Origin of the sequence: Pseudomonas sp. D1-36 (genome assembly GCF_051132205.1) — a bacterium.
GTDB lineage: Bacteria > Pseudomonadota > Gammaproteobacteria > Pseudomonadales > Pseudomonadaceae > Aquipseudomonas.
In genome coordinates this window covers 2,733,617-2,754,433 of record NZ_CP071674.1, presented here as the reverse complement: position 1 = coordinate 2,754,433, position 20,817 = coordinate 2,733,617, and the positions used below count along the sequence as shown (strand labels likewise).

Genomic DNA, 20,817 nt, shown 5'->3' with positions numbered 1-20,817 from the left:
AACGGGCTTGGCGTGCAAGTCATAGGCACCTCTTTTTATTATTGGAAGCCCAACGGGTGGGTCCAAGGCCTAGAGCAAGGGCGGTGCCAATAGCCGGAAACTGGACGAAAACGCCCGAGCCAGAGCGCTTGCGACGCTCCGCTGCAAGCATTGGCCATAGGCCCGGTGAGACGCCACATGCCAGCCTGCACGACCTAACCGCGAGACGTTGAGACGTGGCGTCTCACCGGGTTGCCTGCGCTCCGTAGGGCTTGTCTGCGCCCGGCGATCAGCGCTTAATGTGCCGACAATGACAAGAAGCTGAACCGGAGGCCCCTATGCTTTCCGCTCACTCCAGGGCGCACGTGGATTGCATCAGCCGCGTGCTGAAGAACGCCGCCCAACTGCCGCAACTGCCCGTGCCGGACCTGATCCTCGACTCCTGGCGCCGCTCCATGGAGCAACATCACCTGGACCCCGGCTCGCTGCAGGGCCCACGGATCCTGTCCCACGACGTGCTCAAGCAATGCCGCGAGCGCTCGGAGCTGTTCCTCAATATCGCCAGCGACGAAGTGGCGCGCCTGCACGGCCGGGTGCGCGATGCCGACTATTGCGTGCTGCTGACCGATGCCCAGGGCCAGACCATCGATTACCGGGTGGAAACCACCCTTCGCAACGACTGCCGCAAGGCCGGGCTCTACCTGGGTACGTGCTGGTCGGAAGGCGAAGAAGGCACGTGCGGCGTGGCGGCGGTGCTCACGGCCAAGACTGCGGTGACGGTGCACAAGCGTGATCACTTTCGCGCGGCGTTCATTGGCCTGACCTGCTCCGCCGCGCCGGTCTTCGATCCGCAAGGCGAGCTGCTCGGCGTGCTGGACGTCTCGGCGGTGCGCTCGCCGGATGATCGACGTTCCCAGCACCTGATCCGGCAAATGGTGGTGCAGAGCGCCCGGGAGATCGAACAGGCGTTTTTCATGAGCAGCGTCCAGGGTTATTGGGTGTTGCGGGCCCATCGCAACGCGGGGTACGTCGACAGCCAGCCGGATCTGCTGCTTGCCTGGGATGACGATGGCTGCCTGCAAGCCCTGAACCCGGCGGCGCGCCAATACTTGATGCAACGCTACGGCCAGTTGCCTCGCCACATCAGCCAGGTTTTCGACCCGCAATTGCTGCACCGGGCCCGGGATGAAAGCCTCTACCCACTCGATGTCGATTTGCATGGCCGCCTGAGCGCGCCACGGCGCCGGGCCAAGCCTCGCCAGCGCGTCGCGATGACTCCCACCGAACTCGATCCACGCCTGGCCGACAGCCTGAACCTGGCGGTGCGGGTCAAGGATCGCAACCTGCCGGTGCTGATCCAGGGCGAGACCGGTTCCGGCAAGGAGGTCTTCGCCCGCCAGTTGCACCAGGCCAGCCAGCGCCGCGATCGGCCCTTCGTGGCCTTGAACTGCGCGGCCATACCGGAAAGCCTGATCGAGAGTGAGCTGTTCGGCTACGTCGCCGGTGCCTTCACCGGGGCCTCGGCCAAGGGCATGCAGGGTCTGTTGCAGCAGGCCGATGGCGGCACGCTGTTCCTCGATGAAATCGGGGACATGCCGCTCGCCTTGCAAACCCGCCTGTTGCGGGTGCTGGCCGAAGGCGAAGTAGCGCCACTGGGGGCTTCAAGGCGCAAGGCCGTGGACATCCAGGTGATCTGCGCCACCCACCGCGACCTGGAGGCGCTGGTGGCGGCTGGCGAGTTTCGCGAGGATCTGTATTTCCGTCTCGGCGGCGCCCGCTTCCAGCTGCCGCCGCTGCGCGAACGCACCGACCGGCTGGCGTTGATCAATCGAATCCTTGAAGAAGAGTCGGCGCTGTGCGGCGGTGCGGTGCAACTGAGCGGCGCCGCGCTGGAATGCCTGCTGGGTTATCACTGGCCGGGCAATGTCCGCCAGTTGCGGCATGTGCTGCGCTATGCCTGCGCGGTCTGCGAGGCGAGCGTGATCCAGCTTAGCCACTTGCCCGAGTCATTGCACACCACGGACGCCGCCGATCATGGGCCGGAGCCCAGCGCCAGCCCTGAACGCCAGGCGTTGCTGGACGCCCTGGTGCGTCATCGCTGGAAACCCACCCCGACGGCCCGGGCGCTGGGCATTTCCCGAGCGACCCTGTATCGACGGGTGCATCAGCACGGTATCGAGATGCCCGGCAGGCGTCCTGACGCTGTTCACTAAAGGTTGCCAAACAGCTGTGGCGAGGGAGCTTGCTCCCGCTCGGCTGCGAAGCAGTCGTAAAACCGGAGAATGCGATGTATCTGAGGCTCTGCATTCGGCAGGTATGGGGCCGCTTAGCGGCCCAGCGGGAGCAAGCTCCCTCGCCACGGGATCGTCTTTTTCTCAAGTGAACGGTATTACGGCAGGAACCCGGGCTGATGGCTTATCGTCGCGCCAGCTCATGGCGCACGCATTGTTCGTAGTAGGTCTGCTTGACCGCGGCAGGTTTGAGCCGCGAGGTGCTGTTGTAGGTCTGTTCGGTGATGCCCAGGGCGGTCATGCGCATCCAGGGCCGGGGAAACTTGCGCACCTGCAGTTTCTTGCGCGCCCCATACAGGCTCACTCCGGACAGCTTGGACGCCTGCGCTCCAGCGGCAATGTCCGAACCCCAGCGACACACCGATTGCTGGTTTGCCGTCAGCGCCCTGGCTTGGGCTTCATGCGAAACGGCGGCCATGAGCATGGCCGCCGCGATCCAGATAGAAACACGCATAGGTTTGTCGTCCAACTTTCTGAAATGAAAGGAGTTTGACCTCAACTTATGGAGCAAGGGGCCAGCATTGGCGGGCCGTTCTCAACCGTATGTCTTTTCGTACAAATAACTTTATATAGACACTATAACCTCTTGATAAATCGTGACTTTATCCAGACTTCGCCTCTTGTAGCAGTTGCTGGATCACCTGTTCCTGTTCGCCATACCGCCCTTCGCCGAAGTGGCTATAGCGCACCTGCCCCTTGGCATCGATGAAGTAATGGGCCGGCCAGTACTGGTTGTTGAAGGCACGCCAGATCGCATAGCGGTTATCGATAGCCACCGGGTACTGGATGTCCAGCTTGCGCACCTGTGCGCGTACGTTGTCGATGATCTTTTCGTAGCCGTATTCCGGGGTATGAACGCCGATGACCACCAGCCCGTCCTTTTCGTATTTCTTCGCCCACTCGTTCACATACGGCAGCGTGTGCTGGCAGTTGATGCAGTCGTAGGTCCAGAAATCCACCAGCACCACTTTGCCCCGCAACGACTCGCTGCTCAGCGGCGGCGAGTTGAGCCATTGCACCGCGCCGTCCAGCGAAGGCATGGCGCCTTGGGCTTCGAGGTCGGGCATGGCGCTCGCGCTGGCCTTGCTCACCACATAGTCGATGGCTTTGGGCACGCTCTCCAACAGGCTTTTTTCCAGGCTGGCCGACTGTTGCGACGACGTCGCGGCCAATAACCGGTCATCCGCCCCAGTGCCGATCGCCACGGCGGCCAGCAACACCACTGCCCCGGTGGCGCGGCGCAGCCAGGCGGTGATCGGCAGCGAGAGTTTCAACCGACCGATCAGGCCTCGACCGGCGAGGATCAGGGTACCCAGCGACAGGGCGCTGCCCAGGCCGTAGGCGAGCAGCAACAGGCTGGTCTGGGCGCTGGCGCCTTGCAGCATGGCCCCGGTCAGGATCACGCCGAGGATCGGCCCGGCACACGGCGCCCAGAGCAACCCGGTGGCGACACCGACCGACACTGACGCCAGAGCCCCGCCCATCCGCCCGGCACCGGTGTCAAGACGATTGCCCAGGCTGACCAGCGGCCGCGCCAACCAAGTGCCCACCCGACTGAACATCAGCGACAGCGCAAACAGCACCATCACCACCAAGGCGACCTGCCGGCCGACGCTACTGGCGCGTATCACCCATTCGCTGCTGGCCACCGCCAGGCTGGACACCAAGGCAAAGGTCAGCACCATGCCGGCGAGCGTCAGCAACACCGAACGGCGCGATTGATTGGCCCGGGCGAACAGGAACGGCACCACCGGGAGGATACAAGGGCTGAGGATCGTCAGGATCCCGCCGAGAAATGCGATCAGAAGCATGGCAACACCTCAATATAAAGGCTGGCGAAGGTCAGTTCTGGTTGGTGCAGTTATCGGAGAGCTTGCGGTAATCCAGCGCCTGCTCATGGCCCGCCGAGTCCAGGTAGGTCATGTGGGCGTCGACCACGCCACAGGCTGGCTGCGGGTCTTCGCTCAGGGACAGCACTTTGCGTACATCCAGGTGTGTGCCGTAGGTGTAGGTGTGCGCCGGCGCGGTGCTTTCGGCCCGGGCCGACAGGGTGCAGATGTTCAGCGCGGCGAACAGGCAGGCGGCGTAGATGGCTTTGGTGTTCATGGTGCGGTCCTCGATTCAATGGGTGTTTGTCGCAGAGGCCGGTTGTGTCGCCTCGATGGATGCCATTGAATGCCTCCCACGTATCGAGCCTGTATCGAGCAGGTGGCTTTTTGCATCGCTGTGTATCCGCCACGCGCCAGATACACTGCAATACAAACCGTCGCGAGCCAGGCCGGCTGCTGGCTGTAGACTGACCCACACCAAAACGCCAAGGGGCAGAACACCATGGATCATGTCGATCATGTGCTGATCGTGGATGACGATCGCGAGATCAGGGAGCTGGTAGGCAACTACCTGAAAAAGAACGGTTTGCGCACCACCGTGGTCGCGGATGGCCGGCAAATGCGCGCCTTTCTGGAGACCACTCCGGTGGACCTGATCGTGCTGGATATCATGATGCCCGGCGACGATGGCCTGGTGTTGTGCCGGGAGCTGCGGGCCGGCAAGCACAAGGCCACGCCTGTCCTGATGCTCACCGCTCGCAACGACGAGACCGACCGCATCATCGGCCTGGAAATGGGCGCGGACGATTACCTGGTCAAGCCTTTCGCCGCCCGGGAGCTGTTGGCGCGGATCAACGCCGTGCTGCGCCGTACGCGCATGTTGCCGCCTAACCTGGTGGTCACCGAGAGCGGGCGCCTGCTGGCGTTTGGCCGTTGGCGGCTGGATACCACCGCTCGCCACCTGCTGGACAGCGACGGCACCATGGTGGCCCTGAGCGGCGCCGAATACCGCTTGCTCCGGGTATTCCTCGACCATCCACAGCGGGTACTCAACCGCGACCAGTTGTTGAACCTGACCCAGGGCCGTGACGCGGACCTGTTCGACCGCTCCATCGATTTGTTGGTCAGTCGCCTGCGCCAACGCCTGTTGGACGACGCCCGCGAGCCGGCGTACATCAAGACGGTACGCAGTGAAGGTTACGTGTTCTCGCTGCCGGTGGAGATCCTCGAGGTCTCGGTATGACCCTGTCTCTGCGGTGGCCGCGTACCCTCGCCTCGCGCTTGTCGTTGATTTTCCTGATCGGTCTGGTCCTGGCCCAGGGTTTGTCGTTCGGCGTCCAATACTACGAACGCTACGAGAGCGCCAAGAACACCATGCTCGGCAACCTGGAGACTGACGTCTCGACGTCCGTGGCGATCCTCGATCGCCTGCCTGCCGCCGAACGCCCCGCGTGGCTGCCAAAGCTTGCGCGACGCAACTACGGCTATGTGCTTGATGAGGGCCAGCCTGGCATGCCAATGCTCCCGGACAACGCGCCGATATCGGTCAGCTCGATCCAGGAAGCCTTGGGCGAAGCCTATGCCCTGACCTACAACCAGATCCCGGGACCGAAGATGCACTATCAGGCGCACCTGCGCCTCAAGGACGGCAATCCGCTGACCATCGACGTACGTCCGGCGATGGCACCGCTTTCGCCCTGGCTGCCGGTGGTCTTGCTGGGGCAACTGGCGCTGCTGATCGGCTGCACGTGGCTTGCCGTGCGCATCGCCATCAGCCCCCTCACCCGGCTGGCCCAGGCCGTCGAAACCCTGGACCCCAACGCCCACGGCGTGCGCCTGGACGAAAAAGGCCCGACCGAGGTGGTACATGCGGCCAAGGCCTTCAATGCCATGCAGGACCGCATCGCCGCCTATTTGAAGGAGCGCATGCATCTGTTGGCTGCGATCTCCCATGATCTGCAGACCCCCATCACCCGCATGAAGCTGCGGGCCGAATTCATGGATGACGGCATCGAAAAAGACAAACTTTACAGCGACCTGGGGGAAATGGAGCACCTGGTGCGTGAAGGCGTGGCCTACGCCCGCAGCATCCATGGCGCCACCGAGGCCAGTTGCCGGATCAGCCTGGATGCGTTTCTCGACAGCCTGGTGTTCGACTACCAGGACACCGGGCAGGACGTGCAGCTGTCCGGCAAGAACGCCGCGATCATCGATACCCGTCCCCACGCATTGCGCCGGGTGCTGGTCAACCTCGTGGATAATGCGTTGAAGTTCGGCGGCGCGGCGCAGATCCAGGTCCTGCCCGCCTCGAACGGGCAGTTGGCGATCCGGGTATTGGACCGTGGCCCCGGCATCAGCGAGCAGGAACTGGCCGAAGTGCTCAAGCCGTTCTACCGGGTGGAAAGCTCGCGCAACCGGGAAACCGGCGGCACCGGCCTGGGTTTGGCCATCGCACAGCAACTGGCGAATGCCATGGGCGGTTCGCTGACCTTGAGCAACCGTGAGGGCGGTGGGCTGTGCGCTGAGCTGCGGTTGGGTTGCGATACCCAGGTCTGAAGACAACTGAATCCCTTGTGGATATCCCTTGTGGGAGCGAGCCTGCTCGCGAAGACGGCGGCACATCCAACGCTGATGTAGCTGACACACCGCTTTCGCGAGCAGGCTCGCTCCCACAAGGTCATGTGCAAGGTTCGGTATCGGGGTTTGTATATCAGTGTGTCAACCACCACGCCGCATACACAAACTTGCACATCGGCCCCCTTCCCGACACACCCCGCTTACACCCACTTGAAAGACTCCTTCTATTCCCGGCCACCACGATGCCGGGCCATCCAAGGAGCTTCCCCATGCCTACCGCCACCGCAACGCCGCCTGCTTTCCGTTACCAGGGCTGGTCGCTGTTCAGCCTGCTTGCCGCCCTGGTATTGCTGATGACCGTGCTGGTCCTGATCATCAATCCAGACCTCACAGAAGGCGTGCGCAGTGCCATTCGCGCGACCGCCCGTTCGTCCTTCGTCCTGTTCCTGCTGGCCTTTACAGCGTCGGCGTTCGCCGTGCTGGTGCCCTCGCCCCTGAGCAAATCCCTGGTGCGCGAACGGCGCTTCATCGGGCTGGCCTTTGCCTTTTCCCATTTAGTCCACGCCGCATTGATCTACTGGTACGGCCAGCTCAACACCGAGTTCTGGCCCGGCCGGACCACCCTTGGCAACGTGCCCGGCACCGTGGGCTACGTGTTTATCCTGCTGCTGGCCCTGACTTCGTTCAAAAGCACCACGCGGCTGATCGGCGCCACCGCCTGGAAGCGCCTGCATACCACCGGCATGTGGGTACTGGCGGCGATCTTTGCCTATTCCAATTTCAAGCGCATTCCGATGAGCGCCTGGTACGTGCTGCCCTTCGGCCTGATATGCGCCGCCACGGCGGTCCGCCTGGTGGGCAAGCTGGCCCAGGCCAACAAGCGTCAACCCCTGCAACGTGCGGCCTGAGCCGAGGAGATCAACCATGTACGCCTCTTTCTCGAAAGCCCTGAACGGCCTGCACCTGAACCTCGATCACGCCGGTTCGTGGCTCGCACCGCTGGGGCTGCGCCTGTTCCTGGCCTGGGAGTTCTTTGAATCCGGCCTGGAAAAATGGAACGGCCAGAACTGGTTCGCCGAGATCCAGTCGGCTTTTCCGTTCCCGTTCAACCATGTGCCGGCCAGTTGGAACTGGGAATTGTCGATGGGGGCGGAGCTGATCTGCGCCGTCGCCCTGTTGATCGGCCTGGGCACACGCGCCTCGGCGCTGGTGCTGATGATCGTCACCGTGGTCGCTACCGCCGCCGTGCACTGGCCGGCGGATTGGTCGAGCCTGAGCGAGCTGGCCCAAGGATACGCGATCACCAACAAGGGCTACGGCAACTTCAAGCTGCCATTGATTTACCTGGTCGCATTGCTGCCGCTGCTGTTGCAGGGCGCCGGGCGGTTGAGCGTCGATGCGCTATTGAAGTCGTTGCTCCGGTCAAAAAAATCGAAACCTTGAAGGGCTTGAGTCGGTCCAGTCCTGTAAGAGCCATGGCGCTGCGTACCGCTGCCCAGCGGGCGCAACGCTCAAGACAGCCCATCAGGACGAGGAACAGACATGAGCATGACCGTCGGCGATTTTCTGGTTGAACGCCTTTATGAATGGGGCGTTCGGCGCATCTACGGCTATCCTGGCGATGGCATCAACGGTGTGTTCGGGGCTCTGAACCGGGCCAAGGGCAAGATCCGATTCATCCAGGCGCGGCACGAGGAAATGGCGGCCTTCATGGCCTGCGCCCATGCCAAGTTCACTGGCGAGCTGGGCGTTTGCATCGCAACCTCCGGCCCTGGGGCGTCGCATCTCATTACCGGCCTGTATGACGCGCGCATGGACCATATGCCGGTCCTGGCGATCTGCGGCCAGCAGGCCCGAAACGCCCTCGGCGGCCATTATCAGCAAGAACTGGACCTGCCCAGCCTGTTCAAGGACGTTGCAGGCGCGTTCGTCCAGCAAGCCAGCGCCCCGGCCCAGGTCCGCCACCTGCTCGACCGCGCGGTACGCACGGCGGTGGGTGAGCGTCGGGTCACCGCGCTGATCCTGCCCAACGACCTCCAAGACCTGGAATACACACCGCCGCCCCACAAGCACGGCACGCTGCATTCCGGCGTCGGCTACCGCAAACCTAAGGTCGTGCCCTACGAGGAAGACCTGCGCCGAGCGGCAGAGGTGCTCAATGCCGGCAAGAAAGTTGCCATCCTGGTGGGCGCCGGCGCCCTGCATGCAACGGACGAAGTGATCGCCATCGCCAACAAACTCGGCGCCGGCGTCGCCAAGGCCCTGCTCGGCAAAGCCGTGGTGCCCGATGAACTGCCATGGGTCACCGGCTCCATCGGGCTGCTGGGCACCGAGCCCAGCGACAACCTCATGGCCGGTTGCGACACCCTGCTGATGATCGGGTCCGGCTTTCCCTATGCCGAATTCCTGCCTGGCGAGGGCCAGGCGCGTGGCGTGCAGATCGACCTTAAGCCAGACATGCTCAGCCTGCGCTACCCCATGGAAGTCAACTTGCAAGGTGACAGCGCCGACACCCTGCGGGCCCTGCTGCCGCTGATCGAAGAAAAAACCGACCGCACCTGGCGCGAAAAAATCGAGAAATGGCGAGCGGACTGGGACAAGACCCTGGAAAAACGCGCCCTGGTCTCGGCCAAACCGATCAACCCGCAGCGCGTCACGTTCGAACTCTCGCCACGGCTGCCGGATCGCGCCGTCATCACCTGCGACTCCGGCTCCTGCGCCAACTGGTATGCGCGGGATGTCCAGATCCGTCGCGGCATGATGTGTTCACTCTCCGGCGGCCTCGCCTCGATGGGCGCCGCCGTGCCCTACGCCATCGCCGCCAAGTTCTGCCACCCGGATCGTCCGGTGATCGCGTTGGTCGGTGATGGCGCGATGCAGATGAATAACATGGCCGAATTGATCACCGTCGCCAAATACTGGCGCACCTGGACCAACACCACCTGGATCTGCGCGGTGTTCAACAACCAGGACCTGAATCAGGTGACCTGGGAACAACGAGTGATGGAAGGCGACCCGAAATTCGAGGCGTCCCAGGATATTCCCGACGTTCCCTATCATCTGTTCGCCGAGTCGATCGGCCTCAAGGGCATCCTCGTCGACCAGGAAAGCGACGTGGCGAGCGCCTGGGACCAGGCGTTCGCCGCCGAACGCCCGGTGGTGATCGAGTTCCGCACCGACCCCGACGTGCCACCGCTGCCGCCGCACATCAAGCTGGAACAGGCGAAGAAGTTCGCCTCGACCCTGCTCCAGGGCGATCCGAACGAGCGCGGCATCGTGGTCGAGACCGCCAAGCAGGTGCTCGGCGCGTTGCTGCCCGGTCATCGCAAGGACAAAGAATAAGCATGCAGACTCGAGCGAGCCGATATGAGCTGATCGGATCAATCGGCGGCGCCTATATGGCGGCGATACCGCCAAGGCGTAGCACCTGAGGGCAGCTGCCGTTAAAAATGGTGCAACTGGTCAGCTATTTTCCACTTTCATTAAGTTAATCAGGCGGTCAGCCGATACAAAACTAGTGCGGGATGTCTCGCGTTCAGCTGATGGCTTGTTTTTATGAATGAAGATGCTGGCAATGGCTCCACGGTGATTTCCGGCGAGCGGCCTACCCGAAGTTTCACTCGCCGCACCTTTCCGGCCATCATGCTGTTGCTGTTCATCATGTCCGCGCTGGCCATCGCGGTATTGCTCAACATCACCCAGTCCCAGGACGAACAGGCCCGTTCCCAGAGCCTGTTCTTTGCCCAACGGGCCGTCGACGGGATTCGTACCGGCATCGGCCGCGACCTGAGCGATTATTCCAAGTGGAGCGACGCCTACCGCCACCTGCACGTCGAGGTCGACAAAGACTGGGCCTACGACCAGGAAAATGTCGGCAGCAGCGTGTTCTCGCTGTATGGCTACCAGGCTGTGTTCGTGATTTCCCCGACCGGCAAGACGGTTTATTCGGTCATTGATGGTGAAATGAGCGAAGCGCACGCCGACACATGGCTGACTGGCAACCTGCGGGCACTCGCCAGAAAGGCCAGCGCTGCGGAGAATCGCGATGAAGTGATCGTCGAATTGCTCCATCACGAAGACGCGCCTGCCTTCGTCGCCGTCTCGGCCATCACCACTGGCACCGACAACAGCGTGGCTGAGATTCCTGGCCCGCCGAGCCTGCTTTTATTCGTCAAAGTCCTCGATACGGACGCGTTGCAGGACCTGGCACGAGACTTTGCCCTGCCGGACGCGCATATCGCCCATACCCCAGGCCCGAAAGACACCGCCCAGGTGCTGCTCAATGACCTGACCCGCGAAGCCCTGGCCTGGCGCCCCGCTACCCCCGGCAAGGATCTGCGTAAAGCCCTGTTGCCGTTGTTGGCACTGGCGTTGCTGTTCCTGGGCGTCATGGCCCTGTTGGTATTGCGCCACGCCTTGGTCATGCTTCGCGCACAGGAACAGCAGTACGTCAGCCTCCTGGCCCATCGCAAGGCGTTGGAGCGCAGCGAGGAACGCTTTCGCGACATTGCCGAAGTGTCGTCAGACTGGCTGTGGGAAGTCGACTCGGCCGCAAACCTGACCTATCTGTCGGAGCGCTTTGAACAGGTGACGGGCTTCAGCCCCACGCAATGGATCGGCAAACCGTTGCACCGGTTGCTGGAACCCCACAGCGGGTCGATCTCCATTGCCCATTGGCTGCTCGGCGGCGCCAACAGTGCCTCGTCTGCCCCGCTGCTGTGCGAGTACATTGCGCGTAACCAACGCATACGCACCTGCAAGCTTTCGGTACGGGCCATCGACGCCGGTAGCCAGGGCTTTCGTGGCACCGCCACCGACATCACCGATGAATTGCGCGCCCTGGCACAAATCAAGCACCTGTCCCAGCACGACCCGCTGACCGGGCTGGCCAATCGCAACCGTCTGTTCGATTGCCTCAGCGAACACCTGGACCACGCGCAGAGCACACCACTGGCGCTACTGAACCTGGACATGGATCGATTCAAGCCGGTCAACGACTCCCTGGGCCATGCCGTGGGCGACAAAGTGCTCAAGGAAGTGGCTCATATCCTCCAGCAAAACGTTCGCAACAGCGATCTTGTGGCGCGACTGGGGGGCGACGAATTCGTCATCGTCATGCCCAACCCAGGCAGCGCAAGAGACCTCGATCAGCTCTGCGAGCGCTTGATCGACTGCATGCAGCGCCCTATGCACCTGGACGGCAATACGCTGTACCTGGGCGTGAGTATCGGCGTGGCGTGGTCGCACCCCCGTGACCCACGTGCCGAGGAGCTGCTGCGCCAGGCTGACATTGCCTTGTATGCGGCCAAGGCCGCCGGCCGCAACACCTGGCGCATCTATGAAGAGGCCATGGGCAACGTCGCCCGTGACCGGCGCCGCTATGAACAGCAATTGCGCGACGCGATGCAGGAAGGCCAGCTTGAACTGCGTTACCTGCCACGCTTCGACGTGAATGCCGAGCAGTTGCACGGCTTTGAAGCCCAGGCGTTCTGGCACCATCCCGAACGCGGCGAACTGGGCGGCATCGACTTCATCCCGGTCGCCGAAGCGTCCGGGCAGTTGGAAGAGCTGGGCAGCTGGATGCTGATCAACGCGTGCGAGGAAGCGACGAGCTGGCCCAACGCACTCAACGTTTCCCTGGCCGTTTCGCCTCGGTGGTTCAGCAGCAGTTTCCTGTTCAACCAGGTACACAAAGCCCTGGAGACCAGCGGTCTTCCCGCCCAACGCCTGACCCTGGAAGTGGCCGAAGGCGTACTGCTCACCGACCACAAGACCCTCGCCAATACCTTGCATGCCTTGAAGGCGCTGGGCGTACGTATCAACATCGACAAGTTCGGCACCAACATCGCTTCCCTTAGGGAAGTCCTCGACCAGCCATTCGACGGCATCCGCTTCGATCGCAATATCCTCACGCAATTGGGCCTGGAGCATGATCAGGAAGGCGTGCTGGCGATGATCCGGCTGAGCCGCAGCGTCGGGCTGATGGTCACCGCCGAGGGCATCGAGAATGCCCGGCAGTTCAGCCAATTGCGCAGCGTGGCGTGTGACCAGGTACAAGGGCCTTACTTCGGCGCGGCATTGGCTCGCTCGGAAATGGCCTCGTTCTTTACAACGCCGCGGTGGCTCTAGGCTTCATGGCTTTTGTTGGACTGACCCCAGAATGTTGGACGGTCAGTTTTCAGCACGCCGCATAGGCACTGCCTAGCCTCCCGGACTCTGGCGAAAACTCACCGCCAATCGGTTCCAGCTGTTGATGGTGCTGATCGCCAGCGTCAGGTCCACCAGTTCCTCTTCGGTGAAGCTGGCGCGGGCCACGGCATAGACGTCATCGGGCACCTGGCTTTCAGCCAACAGGGTGACCGCTTCGGTCCAGGCCAGGGCCGCCCTTTCGCGTTCGCTGAAGAATCCGCTGTCGCGCCATACCGCTACGGCATACAGACGCCGCTCCGTCTCGCCCTGGCGGCGCGCATCCACCGAATGCATGTCGGTGCAGAAGGCGCAGCCATTGAGTTGCGAGGCGCGGATCTTGATCAGATGCTGCAGCGCCGGCTCGATGCTCAGGCGGCTGGTCAGCGCTTCCAGGCCAATCATTGCCCTCATCGCCCCGGGGGATGCGCTGTAGTAATCAAGACGCGGGCTCATGGCCGCCTCCGTGGTGGTTGATGATTTCACGGTAGGACGTCGACGCCGCCCGTGACAGGTCCAATCTGACGATAAACGCCCACGCAACTTCTCCGCGCCGGCGCATTGCGGGTAATCTTGCGTCCGCGGCCCTTGCCGCCATCGATTATCCGGGAGCCCGCAGGTATGGAACTTCACGTCGTCATCAACGGCCGCAAGGACCTGGCGGGCCAGTTGTACCGACAATTGCGCAGCGCCATCGAGAGCGGTCGGCTGGCGGCCGGCACGCAACTGCCACCCAGCCGGCTGCTGGCCGAGCAGTTGGGCGTCTCGCGCAAGACCGTCTCCGACACCTACGCGCAACTGACCTACGAAAATCTCCTCACCGGCGTCATCGGCAAGGGCACCTATGTCAACGCGCGCCCGGCCAGCGTCGTGCGCAAGCACAGTCACCGTGAGCTGGCCGGGGCGGACGTGGTCGAGACCTGGCGCAATATGCCGGACCTGCTGCGCCATCCGCTGCCTGAAAGCGCGCTGCGCTATGACTTCATCGGCGGCGCAACCGGCAAGGGCCAGTTCCCCCTGGATGACTGGCGTCGCTGCACCGCCCACGCCCTTCGCCAGATCGCCACCGCCAAGGGTTTCTACAGCCAACCCGAGGGATTGCCGACGCTGCGCAATGCCATCGCCCGGCACATCGCGTTTTCCCGAGGGGTCAACTGCCAGGACGACGACGTGGTGGTGTGCAACGGCGCGCAACAGGCCCTCGATCTGATTTCCCGGGTACTGACCCGCCCCGGCAGCCTGGTGGCGATGGAAGATCCCGGCTACCCGCCGGCACGCCTGCTGTTCGGATCCCACGGCGCGACGGTGGCCGGGGTGCCGGTGGATGAGCAAGGCATGCGCGTGGACATGATTCCCGACGGCACGCGGTTGATCTACGTGACGCCGTCCCACCAGTTTCCCCTGGGCATGCCCATGAGCCAGCCCCGGCGCGAGGCGCTGCTGGCACGGGCCTATGAGCTGGGCGCGATCATCATCGAAGACGACTACGACAGTGAATTCCGCTATGAAGGCCGGCCCACCGACTCCCTGCAGAGCATGGACGAGCGCGGGATCGTGGCGTACGTCGGGACCTTCTCCAAGACCTTGCTGCCGGAGCTGCGGCTCGGCTACGCCGTCCTGCCGCCGGCGATTCTCGAGGCGGTGATCCTCGCCAAGCGCCTTACCGACCAGCACACCTCCACCCTGCCCCAATGGGCACTGGCCAAGTTCATCGCCGAGGGCTGCCTGCTCAAGCACATCCGGCGCTGCCACGCGCTGTATGCCGGCCGGCGCGAGCGGATCCTGGCGCGCTTGGCCGATGACCTGTCACCGTGGTTCGAGGCCGTGCCCACCACAGCGGGCTTCCATATGGCGGTGCTGTGCAAGGTGCCGATCGACCTGCCGTTGGTGATCGAATTGGCGAAGAAAGCCGAGGTTGGGCTCTATAGCCTCGACGGATTCTTTACCGCGGCACCGGTGCGTCCAGGCTTGATACTGGGCTTTGGCGCCATCGAACTGCTCGACATTGATATCGCCTTCGACCGCCTGCGGGACATCCTGCAGCAGGTCGCCTGACCGATTGGACTGGGCATTTATCCGCCCATTGGCTGTTTTAGCCTTGTCTTGCCGGGCCTATCCTGCCTGGGTGTCATCAGATTCCGTTCGACTTGATTCAGGAGCCAGGACAATGTCTCGCCAAGTGATCAATACCGTTCAGGTGCAGGCCGCCGCCGGGCGCTCGGAAGAACTGGGCCGGCAGTTGCAGCAAATCGTCGAAACCCTGCGGGCCTCGCCAGGCTGCGACGCCTATATGGTCGACCGTTGCCCGCAAGACAATGACCGCTGGAACGTCAGCGCCCGCTGGCAATCGGAAGCAGCGATGCAGGCGCATTTCAACTGCCCCGAAGTCCAGGGCTTCATCAGCCTGATCGAAAGCCGCCTGGCTCGCAGCGTGGATTTCAACAGTTTCCCGGTGGTGTGAATGGGCTCATCTCTGGCGTGGCGAGGGAGCTTGCTCCCTCGCCACCGTGGTCTACTCGTCTTTCAATAAATTGGACGTTTGTCCCCGACACCTTGGGGCTTAGGGTGAACGCGAACTCACTCGGTACCACAAAGGTCCCGCCCCATGAAAACGCTCTATTTGATCGCCGCCCTGAGCCTGCTTCCCGTTGCCCCGCTCTACGCCCACGAAACCGCGCCGTCGGAGAACGTTCAGGTGCTCCAGGAAAAACTGCTCAAAAACCTGCCCGGCAAAAAAGCCATGATGTTGACCGTCGACTATGCACCGGGCCAGTCGTCCATCGCCCACAAGCATGACGGCACCGCCATGGCCTATGTGCTCGAAGGCGCAGTCACGTCCCAGGTCAAGGGCGAGCCGGCCATCACCTACAAGGCTGGCGAGTACTGGTACGAAGCCGCCGGTTCCGAGCATCTGGTCTCCAGGAACGCCAGCGCCACCCAACCGGCAAAGCTTTTGGTGTTCATGGTGATGGGTGAGAACGAAGCGGTGCTGATTCCGCTCAAGCAATGACCCATGGCCTCGCTCCCACCGTCGCTTACCGGTGGGAGCGAGCCTGCTCGCGAAAGCGGGGGGCAGGCCGAAACCTTTATCCTCAAAATGCGCCCTACCGAGCCGACGCGACCATGAACGAGATGACCCATGACATTCACATCGCCGCCGAGTCGATGTCCCAACCGCGTGCGTTGGTGTTCCTCGCCTATCCGCAAATGGGCCTTCTGGACCTGACCGGCGCCCAGACCGTGTTCTGGGCCGCCACCAAAGCCATGGCCGAACGCGGCCGGCCGGGCTATCGGATGCACACCGCAAGCCTGGCCGGCGGGCTGATGCAGACCGCTGAAGGCCTGGTCGTCGAGACGGCGTCCCTGCATCAGTTCGACGACGTCATCATCGACACGCTGATCGTGCCCGGTGCCCCGAACATTCGTCAGGCGATGATTGACTGTGTCGAGCTGGTGGACTGGCTGCGCGCGGCCTCCACCAGGGCCCGGCGCACGGCGTCGGTGTGCAGCGGGACCTTCCTCATGGCCCAGGCCGGCTTGCTCGATGGCCGCCGTGCCGCCACGCATTGGGCCATGTGCGAGATGCTCAAGAGCGGTTTCCCATTGATCGAAGTGGACCTGGACGCCATCTTCATCCAACAGGACAAGGTCTGGACCTCCGCGGGGGTAAGCGCCGGCATCGACATGGCCCTGGCGCTGGTGGAGGCCGACTGCGGTCGCGACGTGGCCCTGCAAGTGGCCCGGGAACTGGTGGTGTTTCTCAAGCGGCCCGGTGGACAGGCACAGTTCAGCCAATTGTTGCTGTCCCAGACCCAGGACAGCGCCGGGTTCGATGAATTGCACGCCTGGCTCGCCGAGCACCTGAACGAGGCCGACCTGACCATCGAACGTCTGGCCCGGCAGGCGCGGATGAGCCCGCGCAATTTTGCCCGGGTCTACAAGCGCCAGACCGGACGAACGCCGGCCAAGGCCGTCGAAATGTTCCGCCTCGAAGCCGCGCGAAGGTTGTTGGAGGACTCCGAGCGCAACATCGACCAGATCGCCCGCTCGTGCGGCTTCGGCGACGAGGAACGGATGCGCCATACGTTCCAGCGGCATCTGTCGATCTCACCGCGCGAATATCGCAGCCGGTTTTCCCTTTGAGAAGGCTTGCGCGATCGCGTCAGGCCACGCGCCGGGCTTGCGGCGCCGACTGGGCCTGCTCGGCGATGAACGCGCAGCAACGAGAACGCAGCCAGCGCTCGCCTGGATCATCATGGGAGGCACCTCGCCAGACCATCGACAGCTCATGCTCAGGCAATTGGACCGGCGCCGGCTCCGCCCGCAAGCCTGCGACTGCCGCCATGGCCCGGGCCACATAGTCGGGCACGATGGCGATCATGTCGCTGCGATCCAACAACACGGGCAATGCGCTGAATTGCGGCACCGTCAGCACCACCCGCCGCTGCCGGCCTACCAGGCTCAACGCGCGGTCCGAATCATCGATGACGTGGCCCATGGATGAAACCACGGCGTGGGGCCGGCGGCAAAAGTCGTCCAGGGTCAACTCGCCGGGACGCGAATCGGCCCGCAGCAGCATCGGCCGGATCGGGCGCAGCGCCTTGCGCCGGGCGTTGGCCGGCAGTTCCAGGGTATGGCTGATACCGAGGGAAATTTCCCCACTGACCAATAACTGGCACATCTGCCATTGATCGGTGCGACGCACCACCAACGTCGTGCCCGGCGCCTCGACCCGCAGGCGGCGCAGCAAATCCGGCAGCAGCGCGTACTCGACATCGTCGCAAAGGCCTATATGAAACGTTGCCTCGCTGGTGCCAGGGTCGAACGCCTGGCAGCGACTCAAGGCGGCGGCGATGCCGTCCAAAGCGGGTGAAAGGTTGGAAAAAATCTCCCGGGCCCGAGACGTTGGCTCCATCAACCGCCCGGTCCTGACGAACAGCGGGTCGTCGAACATCAAGCGCAAACGCGCCAGGGCCGCACTGATGGTCGGTTGCCCGAGAAACAGCTTCTCGCTCACACGTGTGACATTTCGCTCATGCATCATGGTTTCGAAGACAACCAGCAGATTGATGTCAGCACGACGCAGGTCATTTCTGTTCATCATGGTAGCCATTCCAGGCACAGGGCCAATGAGTCAGCAAAGAAACGTCGTGCCTCGGGCCGTTTGCACGGTTGGACAACGACGACGTACCAGGAAGGTTATGCCAGAGCCCCTCCGGTGTCTGTTGTACTGGGGGACACCGGACTCACGCTTTGGGTAGATTCATTGATACGTGGGTATGCATCGACAACCGGCCGGGGTTGGCAGTAATTCAGGGATTTATGTCCTACCCGATGCCAAGGGCAACTTCTAAGATCCGAAATCGATGCCCCGTTTCCTCGGGCTGCACCGGACAACAGAAGGTCTGCGCCGTGCCCACACCCGCCACGATGTTCAAGAGTGTCTATGACAGCTTCCGGTACATCCCCTGCCCGATGGGCGGGGAGCCGTCGATGCGCATCAGCGCCCACCCAGTGGTCAACGCCCTGGGCTGGGCCGTGGGCCTGGTGGTGGCCTGCGGGATTGTCATCATCAACTCCGAAACCCATTCCGACCTGGCGCCGACGCTGCTGTACATCACTTTGCTGCTGATGGCGGCGAACCTGTTTTCCATCAACCTGGTGATCACCGTAGCGCTGATGTGCATGTTTTTGCTGACGGCGATGTTTGCGTACAACGGTGGCTATCACCGCTGGGAGTCCATCACTGGGTTCTTTCGTTGCCTGACGGCCCTGTCCGCCATTGCGTTTCTCGCGTTGCGCAGCAAGCAGGCCGCGGACCGCCTGCGCCACAACCAGGCCTACCTGATCAACGCCCTGATCGCCAGCAAACACGCCGAGCAAGCGTTGTCCCGCGCCCACGCCCAGTTGGCCCACGTCACGCGCCTCACGTCCCTGGGAGAGATGGCCGCCTCGATTGCCCATGAAGTCAACCAGCCGCTGACCGCCATCACCAGCAGCGGCGAGGCCTGTCGTCGCTGGCTCGATCGCCCGGTTCCGGACCTCAAGGAAGCCCTCGACGCGCTGGAGCGGATCGTCACCAATGCCTGTCGCGCCAGCGAAGTCATCAATCGTACACGAGCGATGGCGCGCAAATGCGACCCTCTGCGTCAGCCTGAGCTACTGGACGACATCGTCAACGAGTCGCTGGACCTGGTGCGCCAGCAGTTGGCTCATCACAAGATCAGCCTGAAGGCGAACCTCGCGGCAAAGGCGTGCCAGGTCAACGCCGACCGGGTGCAACTGCAGCAAGTGATCATCAACCTGATCATCAATGCGTGCCAGGCGATGGAAACGATTGACTCGCCCGATCGGATCCTGCGCATACGCACCTGGACGCAGGAGCACGAGGTGCTATTGGAGGTGGCGGACCGCGGTATCGGAATTTCCGACGAGATCCTGCCTTCTTTGTTTACCCCCTTCTTCACCACCAAGGAAAACGGCCTGGGCATCGGGCTTTCCATTTGCCGCTCCATCATCGACTTCCATGACGGCAGGATCTGGGCCGCCAGCGCGGCTGGACAAGGCACCTCGTTCACGTTTTCGTTGCCATTGCTTACCTCTGCCCGCCCCGCCAAGGACGCCGCCCATGAACCCAAGCCACACCCCGAACGCTGCCTTCACCGCTGAGCCCATCGTTTACGTGGTCGATGACGATGCGTCGTTACGCCAAGCGCTCCGCAGTCTGCTACGGTCCATCGGCCTGCGGGTCGAGCTGTTCGACTCGGTGGCAGACTTCATGCGCCATCCACGCGCCGACGGGCCCAGTTGCCTGCTACTGGATGTGCGCCTTCGCGGCACCAGCGGCCTCGACTTCCAGCAACAGCTGGCGAGCGCCGACGTTCACCTGCCCATCGTGTTCATGACCGGCCATGGCGATATCGCCATGACGGTAAGGGCCATGAAAGCCGGCGCAGTGGACTTCCTGACCAAGCCGTTTCGTGAACAGGACCTGATCGATGCGGTGTCCACCGCCCACCAGCGCGACCGCCTGCGTCGCGAGGCCGAGCACAGCCAAAAGGCGCTCCAAGACCGCCACGCCAGCCTCACCGCCCGGGAAAGACAAGTGATGCTCCTGGCTGCGTCGGGGTTGATGAACAAACAGATTGCCGGGCAGATCGGCTTGAGCGAAATCACCGTCAAGATTCATCGCGGCCAGGCCATGCGCAAGATGGGCGCGCGCTCGTTTGCCGAGCTGGTGCGCATGGCCCAGGCATTGGACCCGGGGCGCGGTCAGTGAAAGTTCATACCCACGTATACTAGGCGCGGCTTTTGTACCGCGTATCTTGCAGTGATAGGGACGCCTTTATGGCGTCCTGACATTACTGCCAGGTTTCGAAATGTCCGACACCGCAATTATTTCAATTATCGATGACGATGAATCGGTTCGAGTTGCATTGGATGGTTTACTGCGCTCCCACGGTTATCGCGTCAAGACTTACCCCAGTGCTCTCGATTTCTTGTCTTCAGCTGGCTATGTGAATACAGCTTGCTTGCTGTCGGACATTCAAATGCCGGGGATGACCGGGATTCAACTGTGCGATGAGCTTCGTGCCCGCGGCATCGAGATTCCGCTTATTTTCATAACGGGCCTGCCTGCCGTACCGCCGCGAACCCGCTCGGGCGGGATGAGCCCGGTGGCGGTTTTTCCCAAGCCGTTTGATTGTGGTGAGTTGATTGCCTGCATTGAATCGGTGATGGGTGGCGAGGGGTGAAGGCGGTTGCAATGGCCTCTTCGCGAGCAGGCTCGCTCCCACAAGCGTAATGGGGTGCGCATCGTTCTGCGGCTGCTGAAAATCCACAACCCAACGATTTTAATACCTTCGTATAGCCCCCCTAACACCCACGCATGCCGCCACTGACCCTATGTAGAAGTGCCGCGGCTCCCGCCGGCGAATACCATTTCCAATAGCGAA

Annotated in this window: 19 protein-coding genes; 14 read left to right on the top strand and 5 right to left on the bottom strand. The window is 62.7% G+C overall.

Features of this window, described 5'->3' with window-relative positions:
* Positions 1–317 precede the first annotated feature (317 nt).
* A complete protein-coding gene (locus J3P76_RS12245) occupies positions 318–2,192 on the top strand; it encodes a sigma-54-dependent Fis family transcriptional regulator (RefSeq protein WP_434701999.1) in 1,875 nt (624 codons plus the stop codon).
* Positions 2,193–2,394: 202 nt separating this feature from the next.
* Here J3P76_RS12245 and J3P76_RS12240 read toward each other — a convergent pair whose 3' ends face one another.
* The 3 genes from J3P76_RS12240 to J3P76_RS12230 form a co-directional block, all read right to left on the bottom strand.
* The gene (locus J3P76_RS12240; protein ID WP_420764035.1) at positions 2,395–2,688 is read right to left on the bottom strand and encodes a hypothetical protein; all 294 of its coding nucleotides are present in this window, start codon (positions 2,686–2,688) and stop codon (positions 2,395–2,397) included.
* Positions 2,689–2,872: 184 nt separating this feature from the next.
* Positions 2,873–4,081, bottom strand: a complete 1,209-nt coding sequence (locus J3P76_RS12235; RefSeq protein WP_434701998.1) for a cytochrome c biogenesis protein DipZ — start codon at positions 4,079–4,081, stop codon at positions 2,873–2,875.
* A gap of 31 nt (positions 4,082–4,112) precedes the next feature.
* Positions 4,113–4,376, bottom strand: coding sequence for a DUF2790 domain-containing protein (locus J3P76_RS12230; protein ID WP_434701997.1), 264 nt, complete (start codon positions 4,374–4,376; stop codon positions 4,113–4,115).
* 225 nt (positions 4,377–4,601) lie between these two features.
* On the opposite strand from J3P76_RS12230, the gene J3P76_RS12225 reads away from it, so the two are divergent.
* The 6 genes from J3P76_RS12225 to J3P76_RS12200 all read left to right on the top strand — a co-directional run bounded on the left by J3P76_RS12225 (position 4,602) and on the right by J3P76_RS12200 (position 12,805).
* Entirely contained in the window at positions 4,602–5,342 is a 741-nt protein-coding gene (locus J3P76_RS12225; RefSeq protein ID WP_420763845.1) for a response regulator, read from the top strand.
* The gene (locus J3P76_RS12220; RefSeq protein ID WP_434701996.1) at positions 5,339–6,655 is read left to right on the top strand and encodes an ATP-binding protein; all 1,317 of its coding nucleotides are present in this window, start codon (positions 5,339–5,341) and stop codon (positions 6,653–6,655) included. The genes J3P76_RS12225 and J3P76_RS12220 overlap by 4 nt, the downstream gene beginning before the upstream one ends.
* Before the next feature lie 290 nt (positions 6,656–6,945).
* The gene (locus J3P76_RS12215) at positions 6,946–7,584 is read left to right on the top strand and encodes a ferric reductase-like transmembrane domain-containing protein (protein WP_434676489.1); all 639 of its coding nucleotides are present in this window, start codon (positions 6,946–6,948) and stop codon (positions 7,582–7,584) included.
* 16 nt (positions 7,585–7,600) lie between these two features.
* On the top strand, positions 7,601–8,119 hold the full coding sequence (locus tag J3P76_RS12210; protein WP_434701995.1) for an HvfX family Cu-binding RiPP maturation protein: 519 nt from the start codon (positions 7,601–7,603) through the stop codon (positions 8,117–8,119).
* Between the two features lie 99 nt (positions 8,120–8,218).
* A complete protein-coding gene (locus J3P76_RS12205) occupies positions 8,219–10,018 on the top strand; it encodes a thiamine pyrophosphate-requiring protein (protein WP_420763841.1) in 1,800 nt (599 codons plus the stop codon).
* 213 nt (positions 10,019–10,231) lie between these two features.
* Positions 10,232–12,805, top strand: coding sequence for a bifunctional diguanylate cyclase/phosphodiesterase (locus tag J3P76_RS12200; protein ID WP_434701994.1), 2,574 nt, complete (start codon positions 10,232–10,234; stop codon positions 12,803–12,805).
* 72 nt (positions 12,806–12,877) lie between these two features.
* On the opposite strand, the gene J3P76_RS12195 is transcribed toward J3P76_RS12200, so the two are convergent.
* The gene (locus tag J3P76_RS12195; RefSeq protein ID WP_434605854.1) at positions 12,878–13,318 is read right to left on the bottom strand and encodes a carboxymuconolactone decarboxylase family protein; all 441 of its coding nucleotides are present in this window, start codon (positions 13,316–13,318) and stop codon (positions 12,878–12,880) included.
* 165 nt (positions 13,319–13,483) lie between these two features.
* Here J3P76_RS12195 and J3P76_RS12190 point away from each other — a divergent pair, with 165 nt between their 5' ends.
* The 4 genes from J3P76_RS12190 (at position 13,484) to J3P76_RS12175 (ending at position 17,005) form a co-directional block, all read left to right on the top strand.
* Complete coding sequence (locus J3P76_RS12190) at positions 13,484–14,917, top strand: PLP-dependent aminotransferase family protein (RefSeq protein ID WP_434605856.1); 1,434 nt, start codon at positions 13,484–13,486, stop codon at positions 14,915–14,917.
* Positions 14,918–15,029: 112 nt separating this feature from the next.
* The gene (locus tag J3P76_RS12185; protein WP_420763837.1) at positions 15,030–15,323 is read left to right on the top strand and encodes a putative quinol monooxygenase; all 294 of its coding nucleotides are present in this window, start codon (positions 15,030–15,032) and stop codon (positions 15,321–15,323) included.
* A gap of 144 nt (positions 15,324–15,467) precedes the next feature.
* Entirely contained in the window at positions 15,468–15,872 is a 405-nt protein-coding gene (locus J3P76_RS12180; RefSeq protein ID WP_434701993.1) for a cupin domain-containing protein, read from the top strand.
* 113 nt (positions 15,873–15,985) lie between these two features.
* Positions 15,986–17,005 (top strand): GlxA family transcriptional regulator, encoded by a 1,020-nt coding sequence (locus J3P76_RS12175; protein WP_420763835.1) that lies wholly within the window; start codon positions 15,986–15,988, stop codon positions 17,003–17,005.
* A gap of 19 nt (positions 17,006–17,024) precedes the next feature.
* On the opposite strand, the gene J3P76_RS12170 is transcribed toward J3P76_RS12175, so the two are convergent.
* Positions 17,025–17,966: a LysR family transcriptional regulator gene (locus tag J3P76_RS12170; protein WP_434558962.1), complete on the bottom strand. Its 942-nt coding sequence runs from the start codon at positions 17,964–17,966 to the stop codon at positions 17,025–17,027.
* Positions 17,967–18,355: 389 nt separating this feature from the next.
* Between J3P76_RS12170 and J3P76_RS12165 the strand changes: the two genes are divergently transcribed.
* From J3P76_RS12165 to J3P76_RS12155, 3 genes are all read left to right on the top strand, one after another.
* Complete coding sequence (locus J3P76_RS12165) at positions 18,356–19,531, top strand: sensor histidine kinase (protein WP_434702036.1); 1,176 nt, start codon at positions 18,356–18,358, stop codon at positions 19,529–19,531.
* Positions 19,491–20,141, top strand: coding sequence for a response regulator transcription factor (locus J3P76_RS12160; protein WP_434605859.1), 651 nt, complete (start codon positions 19,491–19,493; stop codon positions 20,139–20,141). Before J3P76_RS12165 ends, J3P76_RS12160 begins: the two co-directional genes overlap by 41 nt.
* A 100-nt stretch (positions 20,142–20,241) precedes the next feature.
* Positions 20,242–20,616 (top strand): response regulator transcription factor, encoded by a 375-nt coding sequence (locus tag J3P76_RS12155; protein ID WP_420763832.1) that lies wholly within the window; start codon positions 20,242–20,244, stop codon positions 20,614–20,616.
* Positions 20,617–20,817: the final 201 nt, after the last annotated feature.